Raw genomic sequence first — 9011 nt, 5'->3', positions numbered from 1 at the left:
GCAAAGAGGTCTTTCAGTTCTTCTGCCCCTTGCCCCCCCTTTTGAAGAAGATTAGAACCGAGATCGGTTTTTTCCCCGCCGCATAAAAAGGGATGACCAATTGAGGTTTCCCCATCTGCTCAAAACGGCGCGTAAACTTTAGAATACAGCACAAGAGCTTCAGTCATTGCAAAAGCTGTGTATGGTTGCACCTATCAACAGTTTCAATTTCCTGCTGCATCAGGCTCCAATCCAAGCGGCGCAAACCGCTTTGTGATAGTTCCAGTGTCCAGTGTCGCCGTCAGGCCGATCACGACGAGCTTTGACGTCTCCGTGGCCTGCGGTGCGTCGTGCCAGCTCCAGCGGCGACCCACTGTTTGCAAGAGCATGGTTTTTTCAGAGGCCTCCGCCAGCCTGACAAATCCCTTTATCCGCAGAACGCCGCTAGGCATATTGTTGAGCACTGCCTCCAGTTCGCTCCGCTCAATGGGCTGCGTGGCGCTGAGCAGCATTGTTGAAAATCCGTGATCATGTTGCCCGCTCCCGGACGCGCCATCAAGCTTTGGGGCACTCGCGGCCTCAAAGATGACAACGGGGGGCACGGCGCATTGGGAGGTGCGCAATATCTGTGCGCGCGGCGCAAGGACGGTCAGCTGTGCGACAAGCGTATCGACCTGTTGCGGGGTCACCAGATCGGTCTTGTTCAGCAAGACCAGATTTGCGGGTGCCACCTGAGTGGTCAGAAGGTCATCCCAAGCGGTCGCCTCGCCCGCTTCTGCCGCGTCCACAACCGTCACGATGCAATCCAGCGAAACGCCATCAACGGCGGCGGCCACATGCCCGATACCCGCAGGATCGGAGACGCCGCTGGCCTCGACCAAAACGGCGTCGACCGTATCGTCCCGTGCGCTAATGTCGGCCAGAGCGCGGGCAACCTCGCCTGACAGGCTGCAACAGATGCAGCCATTGTCGAGCGCGGTCGTATCGCCCGTGACATTGGCAATCAGCGCCGCATCAATGTTGAGCGCGGCAAAGTCATTTACCAATGCGGCGATTTTCATGCCATGATTGGCGGTCAGCAAATGCCGCATCAGCGTGGTCTTGCCCGCCCCCAAAAAGCCGGCCACCACCACCACAGGCAGGGCGGTGCTGCGGCTGTGGCGTTTGGTGCGGTTCAACGCCGCCACCTCGACCAACCCGGACAGGAAGTCCACAGTGTCGAGGGCGCGGCGCAACTCTGCCGGCGTGGCGTTTTTGGGGGTGGCTGTTGCAGGCCTACTCATGCCGGTTGCGCGTCTGTCGGAAAGGTCCGGCCTGCCAGCACCGTGGCATGGACCCGGATGTCGCGGATGTCTGCCACATCGACCTCGTAAGGATCATCATCCAGCACGGTGAAATCGGCGTGTTTGCCTACTTCGACGCTGCCGTGCACCGCATCGCGTCCAATCACATGGGCCGCGTCGATGGTGATTGCGCGCATGGCGCGGTCCACGCTGATACGCTCTCCGGGGGCCAACACGGTTTCTTCGTCCAGCGCGATCCGGTTCACTGCGATCCAGACAGCGGCCAGCGGGCTGATCGGCGTCAACACCAGAGAGAAATCGGAATGCAGAGCAAAGACAACGCCCTCCCGCTCCAGTGATCCCAGCCGCGCCGTCGCCTCGGCGCGGTCAAAGCCAAAGCCGCTGTCGGCATGCAGCAGGGCGCGGTAATGCACGAACATGTTGTTGACGCTGGCCAGGCCCCCCAGCGCCTTGAGGCGCCGCGCCTGATCTGGCGTGCTGATGCAGTAATGCTCGATGGTAAAGCGATGGTCAAAGCGCGGATGCGCCAGCTGCAACTGCTCCAGCAGGTCCAACGTCATCTCGACGGTTTCATCGCCGTTGGCGTGGCTGTGGATCTGGAAGCCCGCTTTCCAATAGGGCAGCATCGTCTCGACAAGTTCGTCCCAAGGGGTTTCCCCACGGTGCCCTTCGTGGCCGTCCAGATAGCCGGGATAGCGCAGGCGCAAGGTCTGGGCAGGATAGGAGCCGTCGTTGATGAACTTGACGCCATGCACCGCCAGTTTGTCGGTGTTCTGCGCCATCAGGGATTTAAGATAGTCTGGCGCGTTTTTGCCATGGGCCGCGCTGATGCCAGCGCCAAGCGGAACGAGCAGCATACGAAGGGGAAAATCCTCATCCTCGACAACCTTTCTGTGCAGCGCGAGCTCATAATCTACGCCGAGCTTTCCGAACGCCATATCGGCGGTCATCGTTATGCCGACCCTCTGCGCCGTGCGCGCTTGGGTGCGCAATGCCTTGGCCCCGCGCTCTGCATCTGCCAGAAACCCTATGACGGGACGCAAAGCAATACTTGTAGCGCCCAGCTCGATGAACTGACCGTTCAGCCGCCCGTCCTCGTATTTCTCAATGCCGTAGACATTGGTGCTCTCGTCCACCCCGATCAGCCCCAGCATCGGCGTATTAGCCACCACCACATGCGGCGCATAGGTCATCGTCCAGATCGGGCGTGTGGAGGAGATCGCGTCAAGCTCGTCTCGGTGAAGCTGGCCGCCGTGGAGCGCGGGATCAAACCCCCATGCCAGCACGGGACTGTCAGAGGAAGGGTCTTCGGCAACCGCCTTGCGCAGTTTGTCAAAGACCGCCTCGCGCGAGGCGAGACCTTCGTCAAATCCGTTTGGGCCGTTCTGGTCGAGCGGCCCGATATAGGTCATGCCCATCAATACGCCCGAGGCCTGAAGATGCGTATGCGGATCAATGAAGCCGGGGAAAACCACCTTATCCTCAAAGCTGGTATCAATCTCGTACTCTTCTCGCTCCAACCAGCGCTTCATTGTCTCCAGCGTTCCGACCGAAACGATACGCCCGTCCTTGACCGCCACCGCATTGGCCAAAGGTCGCCCCGCGTCCATGGTGCGAATGCGCTTTGCCGTGAATACCTTGAGTTTCGTCATCTCCGTCCCCTTATCCTAAGTCATGGCCTGCGTGGGGCCATGTTCCAGTGTGCGCGCAGAGGCATCACAGGCTTCTCGAACAGCGCGCGCAGGCGTTGCCACCGCAGCGCCGTATCAGGCGCATCTGTTCCTTCGATGTGCTCCGTGACCCAATCAAGCCCGTAGTTATAGGTGATCACATAGCTGCGGATCGCCTCGATGATGTTCAGGCGCATCTCTGCGATGGTGCGGGTTTCGAGGCCATACGCCACCAGCCAGTCGATGGCGCGCTCACGGCTCCAGCCCTGATACAGGAAGCGCCGCGCTGCCTCGTTGCGGGCATAGTTCAGCCGCTCCACGTAGTCGACATAGCGGTGGTAGGTCTCGATCTCGGGGGTGAGGTGTTTCAGGCCCGCCATGGGCAGCACCACATCGCGGTCATAGGCGATGCGTTCCGCACGGGTGAAGCTGAGGCCGACACCGTAGTTGGCCGCACCCTCGGCCACGATGGTATGCGCTCCGAATAGCGGCAGCATTTCCCATTCGCGCCAGCCGCGCTTGTCCAGCATCTCGGCCTCAAGCAGGGTCGCCTGAATGTGATGGCCGGGGTAAGCTTCATGCGTTGCCAGCTCGATTGCGCGGTCAACGTGGAAAGGCATGGTTGTGCTGAAATGCACATTTGTGCGCCCCTTGCCGAGGTATTCCGCAAAGGCACCAAACGCGCCAAAGTTGTTCATAAGCAGGGTGATGCCCTCGTCCTCTGGCAGGTCCAGATGCGCGCGGGTGCGTTTGCGCGCCTCCTTCAGCGTCGCGGCAACAACCTTTTCGACATGATCATGCGGCACGAGAAAGCGATCCCGAAACGCGCTCATCCGCTCTGGCAACGGCCCGCTGCCGGGAATGATCTGCTCCAACTCGGCCGCCAGCGCGCGAAAGTGCTCTTCGGGCAGCTCGGGGACGCTGACGGAATAAAGGGCTTCAACCTCGGCCTCGAAGCTCTCTGGCATATGCCCTTGCAACAAGGCGGCACGCGCAATCAGCGCATCAGCCCTGTCAGCCAACAGGGCGCGCCTGAAGCTGTCGTCCTTTGAACCGGACACATCCGCCGCCTCAAGCCCCCCGCGCAGCCGCGCAAAGGCACCTTCCAGCGCGGGCAAAGGGCGCTTGTCTTCCTTGATCGCGGCTTGCTGCGCCTTGTCCCCGATAAAGATATAAGGGTTCGGGTCGTGATTGTGCAGATGCAGGGCAAGTCTGACATAATCCTCTGCCAGCTTGCCCAAATCCGTCTCGAGAGGCGCGCCCATATCAGGCGGTTCCCGCATCGCGCAATTCGCGCCGCAGGACTTTGCCAACGGTTGATTTCGGCAGCTCGCTTATGAATTCGACATGGCGCGGCACCTTATAGCCTGTAAGGTTCTCCTTGCAGTGCGCGATGACGCTGTCTGCCGTGATCCTCTTATCCGTTTTCACAACGAAAAGTTTCACCGCCTCGCCGCTGCGGGCATCCGCGACACCGACGCAGGCCGCTTCCATCACGCCGGGCATGGCGGCCACGACTTCCTCGATCTCATTGGGGAATACGTTGAAGCCCGACACAAGGATCATATCCTTTTTTCTGTCCACGATCTTGAGCAGGCCATCTTCGGTAAACAGACCAATATCACCCGATTTGAAGAAACCGTCGTCTGTCATCACCTCGGCCGTGGCATCGGGGCGGTTCCAATAGCCCTGCATGACTTGCGGGCCCTTGATGCAAATCTCACCTGCTTCGCCATGGGGCACCTCGCGGCCCTCATTGTCGCGAATGCTCACTTCGGTCGAGGGCATGACAACACCGATTGTTCCGTTGAACCCTTCAAATGAAACAGGGTTCATCGACACAACTGGCGAAGTCTCGGACAGGCCGTACCCTTCCTTGATGTGAATGCCGGTGCGCTCTTTCCACTTGTTGGAGACAACTTCCTGCACGGCAGAACCACCTGCCCACGACACCTTGAGCGCCGAGCAGTCGACATCGGCAAAGGCGGGTGTGTGCAGCAGCCCGTTATAGAGCGTGTTGACGCCGACAAAGGCGGTGAAGCGGAAGTGTTTGATCGCGCCGATGAACATATCCATATCGCGCGGGTTCGGGATCAGAACATTGAGCGCGCCGTAGCGTGTATAGCTCAGGACCGAGACCATCAGCGCGAGGATGTGATACATGGGCACAGGCGTGACGATGATCTCTTCGCCCTCATTGGTGATTTCACCGGCGAGCCAGTCATAGACGACCATGTTCGAAGCCAGATTGCCGTGGGTCAGCATCGCGCCTTTGGACAGCCCCGTGGTGCCGCCGGTATATTGCAGGAACAACAGGTCGTCTTGGCTGATCGCGGGGCGTTCGAACGCCATGTCCGCGCCTTGGGCAAGCGCATCGCTGAGCGCGACCGTGGTGCCCAGACCCTCCGCCACTTTGGCAGGCGGCACAGGGGCGTCGATCAGATCGGCAACTTGCACGGTGATCACGTTCTTCACATCTGTCTCAGCAATGATCGCCGCCAGTGTCGGCGTGGCCATTGCAGCGATGATGATGGTCTCGACGCCCGCATCGTTCAGCTGATGCTTCAGCTCGCGCGGGGTATAAAGCGGGTTCACGTTGACCTGAACCATACCGCTGCGGATGACCGCATAGCTGGCGACATTGAAGGCCATGATATTTGGCAACATGATCGCCACGCGGTCACCTTTGCCCTGCACAAGCCCGCTTTGCAGATAGGCCGCCAGATCACGGCTTGCCTTGTCGATTTCGCCGTATGTGCGTGTCGTGCCAAGGCAATGCACGGCCGGCTTGTCCGCAAATTTCTCAAGTGCTGTCTCGATCACATCGGCCATCGAGCCGAGGTTTTCCCATTCGATGTGTTTGGGTTTGTCGCCGTAGTTTTGATGCCAGATATGGGTCATGATCGGTTGCCTTGTCAGATAGATCAGGAATTACGCTCGAATACCGCCTTCGTGGTATAGAGCTGTGTTTGCGGGGCCTCGGCCAGAAAATGCGCCAGATCGGCTTCTTGGCGATCGCGCACGGGATGAATCACCCAAGCGTCGAATGCGGCCTTGTCGGTCCAGACGCTGATGACAGACAGATGATCCGGTGCGCCTTCCACCTCAAGCAGGCGCGCCCAGAGAAAACCGGGGATCGTTGCGGCGCATTCGTCGAAAATACCACGCTTGAGAAAGGCTTCGACAGCTTGTGGTCGGGTTCCTTCGCGCAGCTTGATCTGCATATTACTCATGATTGTCATGTTCCTGTGTCCTCGTCCTGTCCGACATTTGGCCGGTCGGTCTGGCCCGAATAATGCAGCACGCCACAGGCCGCCCTTGCGATTACTTGGGCAAAGGCCCGAAGGTCAGTGGGGAAATGCGGGCCCATACCCAGTTCGGTTTGCAATGCGCTCATCGTGATAAGCTGGACGGCATAGGCAATATCGGCCGGGTTCGGTGTCTGCGGCAATTGATCGGCATAATCGGGCAGAACGTCACGCACCGCGTCGACAACGGCGGGGGCAATCGTCTGCATAGGACCGAAGCCCGAAAAATCATTCTGCGCAAGCTCGGCTGTGGCACGGTAGATGCCGCGGTGGCGCGATATCAACAGCCGCCCTGTCAACGTCAGGCGATAAAGCATGGTAAACACGTCACCGTTGGTATCCCTGCTCAGATCCATTCCCTGATAGGTTTTGCGAAAATCCCGCAAAAGCCGATCTGTGGCGCGTTCCAAAAGCTCGGACTTGTCAGCAAAGAGATGATAGAACGATCCAACCGACAGATCTTCGGCCTCAACGATCTGCGAGATTTTGGAGCCCGCAAAACCATTGGCCCAGAACACCTCGTTCGCGGCATCAAGGAACTTCCGTTCGGTCTCGGCTCCGCGTTTGCTAAGCTTGCGCTTCGGTGCGGCGCTTGGTTTTTCTGAATTCTGCGGCATAGGCCTCGTCTCGGTTTTCATATCAGATGGCCAGTGTGAGGCTCTGGAGCGTGTCGGGATAGGGCGTCATGTTGTGGTTGCCCGTCTCGGTAATCAGTACCGTATCAGAATGCCGGAATCCGCCAACCTCCGGCAGGTAAATCCCGGGCTCGATTGAAAACACCATGCCGGGGCGGATTTCGCGCATATCGCCCTCAGCCAGAAACGGCCCCTCATGCCCCGTCACACCAAAGCCATGTCCGGTACGATGTAGCAAGTTATCGCGATATCCCGCCTTGCGCAGCAGCGCGTTCACGGCGGCGTCTACGTCATGCATGATCGCGCCCGGCGCGGCCAAGTCGTAGGCCAATGCACGCGCCTCCATCATCACGTCAAAGGGGCGCTTGGCCGCCTCTGGCACATGACCCAGAAAAAACGTCCGCTCAACCTCGGCACCGTATCCATTGGCGCGCCCCGCCGCGAGCGCGACATGCGGTCCACCTTCCGTAAAAGGGATAAAGAAATCGGTGAAGTTATGCGGATCATGTGTGATCTTTTGGGGCTGTGCACCCGCCTTGAGGTCGGTCGAAAAGATGTTCGCAGTGGGCAGATCGCTGAACATCTTTTGCGTCATCTTTGCAGACGCCGCGCCGTAAGCCGTCATCGCCAGAACGCCGGGCTTGCACTGGGTCAGCAGTTCCTCCAGTCCCAGCATCATCACGTCACAGGAATAGTGATGACGGCTGATTTCCCACGGCGATTTTATCGCACGCAAGTCTTCGATGATCTGGCAAACCGTTTCACGCCCCCCAAGCGCATCGGATAGAAACCGCGGGCAATCTGCCTCGATCCCGACCGAGGCAACGCCGCTCAGAACCTCTTGCAACTTGGTGTCCCAGCCCGCCCCTTCGGGGGCTGGAAACTCAAAATAGGGGGCAAACTCCAGCGCGCCGACAGACCGGATGCGCACATGTGGCTCTTCCAGCCGCGGCATAACGAAGACCGGATCGCCCTTGGCGGGCAGTATCAGAACAAAGGGGCGCTCATGCACGAAGTTGGCGAAATTCGTCATGTAAAATATGTTGTCAGGGTTGAACAGAACCAGCGCATCAAGACCAGCTTCGGCCAACGCGGCCTGTGCCTTGATGCGGCGCGCATTAATCTCGGGTGCCTCTGGTGGTGTGCAAATCGGATCATAGCTCATCTGAGGGCTCCTACCTTACCATGAAGAGTGAAATTTGAGGCAACCACGAGATCAACGCGAGGGCAAAAACCATCAGCAGGATGAAGGGGATTGCGGCACGCACCAGCAAGCCAAACTTCTGTTTGAACGCGCTCATGGCGACGATCAGGTTCAGCCCAACCGGTGGCGTCAAAAGGCCAATCTCGAGGTTCACGATCATGATGATACCAAAGACAACCTTGTCAAAGCCGTAAAACACCGCAATCGGTGCCAGGATCGGACCGAGAATCAGGATCGCTTCGGCCGTGGTCATGAAGGCACCCACGGCAAGCAGCAACAGGTTCACCATGATGATGAAGGTCACGGGGCTGGTGATCCAGTCGTCCACCAGATCCACCATCTGATCCGGTACGCGGTTCTCTATCAGGATAAGATTGAGGCTGAGGGCGACGGCAATCAGCGGAAATAGGGCCCCGCCCAGCTTTGCCGCTTCAAGAACAACAGCCTTTAGATCGGAAAACCCGATTTCACGATGCACCGCCAGTTCGACAATCACGGCATAGACCAGCGCGACTGCCGCCGCTTCGGTAGGAGAGAAAAAGCCCGAATAAATACCACCAAGAAGAATGACAGGCATCATCAGCGCCCAAATCCCGTCACGCAGGGCATGCATCAAAGCGGAGAAGGAAAAACGCTCTGTTTTCATGTTGCGATTGACGACAACCGAGTAGATGGCAAAGAGGCTGACAAGCAAAAGCCCCGGCCCAACGCCCGCGCGGAACAGATCGACAATCGAGGTTTCGGTTACCAAACCGTAGAGGATCAGCGGGATCGACGGCGGAATGATTATGCCCAGCGTGCCGCCCGACATCACCGTGCCAAGCGCAAACTTGTTCGTATAGCCCGCCTCGCGCATGGCAGGGTAAATCACGCTGCCGATGGCCAGCATGGTCACGATCGAAGAGCCAGAG

At 58.7% G+C, this 9011-nt stretch carries 8 protein-coding genes; all 8 read right to left on the bottom strand.

Annotated elements, in window-relative coordinates; all coding sequences use genetic code 11:
- Nucleotides 1-203: 203 nt before the first annotated feature.
- On the bottom strand, nucleotides 204-1262 hold the full coding sequence (locus ABYT07_RS16580; RefSeq protein WP_372993146.1) for a GTP-binding protein: 1059 nt from the start codon (nucleotides 1260-1262) through the stop codon (nucleotides 204-206).
- Nucleotides 1259-2935, bottom strand: a complete 1677-nt coding sequence (locus ABYT07_RS16575) for an amidohydrolase (protein ID WP_372993145.1) — start codon at nucleotides 2933-2935, stop codon at nucleotides 1259-1261. Before ABYT07_RS16575 ends, ABYT07_RS16580 begins: the two co-directional genes overlap by 4 nt.
- A 20-nt stretch (nucleotides 2936-2955) precedes the next feature.
- Nucleotides 2956-4218: a hypothetical protein gene (locus ABYT07_RS16570; RefSeq protein WP_372993144.1), complete on the bottom strand. Its 1263-nt coding sequence runs from the start codon at nucleotides 4216-4218 to the stop codon at nucleotides 2956-2958.
- A gap of 1 nt (nucleotide 4219) precedes the next feature.
- The gene (locus ABYT07_RS16565; protein ID WP_372993143.1) at nucleotides 4220-5854 is read right to left on the bottom strand and encodes an AMP-binding protein; all 1635 of its coding nucleotides are present in this window, start codon (nucleotides 5852-5854) and stop codon (nucleotides 4220-4222) included.
- 23 nt (nucleotides 5855-5877) lie between these two features.
- A complete protein-coding gene (locus ABYT07_RS16560) occupies nucleotides 5878-6195 on the bottom strand; it encodes an antibiotic biosynthesis monooxygenase (RefSeq protein ID WP_372993142.1) in 318 nt (105 codons plus the stop codon).
- Nucleotides 6192-6878 carry a TetR/AcrR family transcriptional regulator gene (locus ABYT07_RS16555; protein WP_372993141.1) on the bottom strand — a complete coding sequence of 229 codons (687 nt, stop codon included), beginning with the start codon at nucleotides 6876-6878 and terminating at the stop codon, nucleotides 6192-6194. Before ABYT07_RS16555 ends, ABYT07_RS16560 begins: the two co-directional genes overlap by 4 nt.
- A gap of 22 nt (nucleotides 6879-6900) precedes the next feature.
- Complete coding sequence (locus ABYT07_RS16550; RefSeq protein ID WP_372993140.1) at nucleotides 6901-8061, bottom strand: M24 family metallopeptidase; 1161 nt, start codon at nucleotides 8059-8061, stop codon at nucleotides 6901-6903.
- A 10-nt stretch (nucleotides 8062-8071) separates the two neighbouring features.
- A partial coding sequence (locus ABYT07_RS16545) for a TRAP transporter large permease (protein ID WP_372993139.1) occupies nucleotides 8072-9011 on the bottom strand: 940 nt, incomplete at its 5' end.

It is taken from the genome of Sulfitobacter sp. (assembly GCF_041552635.1).
In the GTDB taxonomy this organism is placed as follows: Bacteria; Pseudomonadota; Alphaproteobacteria; order Rhodobacterales; family Rhodobacteraceae; genus Sulfitobacter.
This window is presented reverse-complemented; position numbering and strand designations above follow the sequence as displayed.